2 protein-coding genes are annotated in these 2013 nt (G+C 74.1%); both read left to right on the forward strand.

What is annotated here, in order from left to right; genetic code table 11:
• A partial coding sequence (locus ND748_RS30780) for a DUF3000 domain-containing protein (RefSeq protein ID WP_308205777.1) occupies window positions 1-905 on the forward strand: 905 nt, incomplete at its 5' end.
• Window positions 906-1131: 226 nt separating this feature from the next.
• Window positions 1132-2013 (forward strand): HRDC domain-containing protein (locus ND748_RS30785; protein ID WP_251749810.1); only part of this gene is annotated, 882 nt, incomplete at its 3' end.

Genomic DNA, 2013 nt, shown 5'->3' on the forward strand with positions numbered 1-2013 from the left:
GCGTGAGCCTGCGCAATCCCGCCCCGCGTCCCGATTACAGCGCCGCTGCGGGCCGTCCCGGCGGCTACGGCGAGCCCGCCGCGGCGGAGGCGACCCCCGGTCCGCGGGAGGTTCCGGTCCTGCGGGACGCGGCGGTCCGTTCCGGCCATCGCCTCATCGGCGCCCGCCCGCACGCAACGGGGTCGAAGCCGCACGCTCCGGCGTCCACCCAGCGCGATCAAGGTCGACGCCCTAACGTTGCCGTCATGGGGGCGGCGCAGTCGTACGAGGCGAGCCCGCCGATCTTTCTGGCCAGCACCGACGCTCTGCGCGACGGGATCGCGCGGCTGCGCCCGGAGATCAGCGTGCACGAGGTCACGGCCCCGACCAGGCTCGCTCCCTACGCCTTCGCCCTCGCCGGCGGCCTGACCGGCGACGCCGCCGACCTCGCCGCCGGCCGGCTGATCGTCCTGATGGATCCGGACGGACAGCCGGCCTGGCAGGGCAGCGCCCGTGTCGTCTGCTACGCCCGGGCGAGCGTCGACCCGGAGATCGCCGCCGATCCGCTGCTGGCCGACGTGGCCTGGTCGTGGCTGCGAGAGTCGCTCGACGCGCACGGCGCGCAGGTCCGTGCGCTCGGCGGCGCGGTGACGACGACCTCGTCGCGGCGGTTCGGCCTGCTGCGGGCGGAAGGGGACAGCTTCGACGTCGAGCTGCGCTGTTCCTGGTCGCCCGACTGGGCCGAGACCGCGATCGGCGCCGACCCGGACGCGGCGGGCCCGACCGGCCCGCAGCCGGCGCGACCCGCCTGGAGTCCCGCCGGGGCGGCGGCCCACCTGCTGGCCTTCGGTGACCTCCTGGCCGCCATGGCCGGGCTACCACCGGCACTGTCCGGCGTCGTGGCGCTGCCCCAGCGACGGAGCTGAATCCGCCGGTCGTAGCCCCGTCGCGGGTCCACATCCAGGGGATTCGCGGTACCCCGTTCGGATCGAGAGCCGGCCACCCTACCCGGTGATGGTGTCACGATGCGTATAATCAGCGTGATTCGCTGAACAGTGCGGCTGCCTCCGCGAGGATTCAGACGTACGATCGCCGATCGTGACGTCGACGGTTCCTGAACCAACACAGCAGGTCAGCGGGGGTGTAAGCGCAATGGTGGAGGGAGAGCCCAGCACCAGCGCCCGCGAGCCCATCCCGCTGCTCGCTCCTGTGGACGGCGTCCCGCCCGTCATCGTCGACGCCGCAGCGCTCGCCGCCGCAGCCGTTCGGCTCGCGGCCGGGACCGGCCCGGTCGCCTTCGACGCCGAGCGGGCGTCCGGATACCGGTACAGCCAGCGCGCCTACCTGGTCCAGATCCGCCGCCGGGGGGCCGGTTCGCTGCTGGTCGACCCGATCCCGCTGGGTGACCTTACCGTCATCCAGGAGGCGGTGGGCGACGCCGAATGGGTGTTGCACGCCGCCAGCCAGGACCTGCCCTGCCTGGCCGAACTCGGGCTGCGGCCGGCCCTGCTGTTCGACACCGAGCTCGCCGGCCGGCTGCTGGGCTACGAACGGGTCGGCCTCGGCATGATGGTCGAGCGGGTCCTCGGCTACGGCTTGGAGAAGGGCCACTCGGCGGCGGACTGGTCCACCCGGCCGCTGCCCGAGCCCTGGCTGCGCTACGCGGCGCTCGACGTCGAGCTGCTGGTGGAGCTGCGCGACGCGCTCGAGGCCGAACTCATCGAGCAGAACAAGATCGATTTCGCCCATGAGGAGTTCGCCGCGATCGTCGCGGCGCCGCCCCGGGAACCCCGCGCCGAGCCGTGGCGGCGGACCAGCGGCATCCACCGGGCCCGGTCCCGCCGCCAGCTCGCGGCGGTGCGGGCCATGTGGACCGCCCGGGACCGGATGGCCCGCACGCGCGACGTCGCCCCCGGCCGGGTCCTGCCGGACAGCGCCATCATGGACGCGGTCCTCAACGCCCCCGCCGACACCGCCGCGCTGATCCGCCTGCCCATCTTCTCGGGTCCGCGGATCCGGCGGACCGCAAGCACC

It is taken from the genome of Frankia sp. AiPs1 (assembly GCF_023716945.1).
GTDB lineage: Bacteria > Actinomycetota > Actinomycetes > Frankiales > Frankiaceae > Frankia.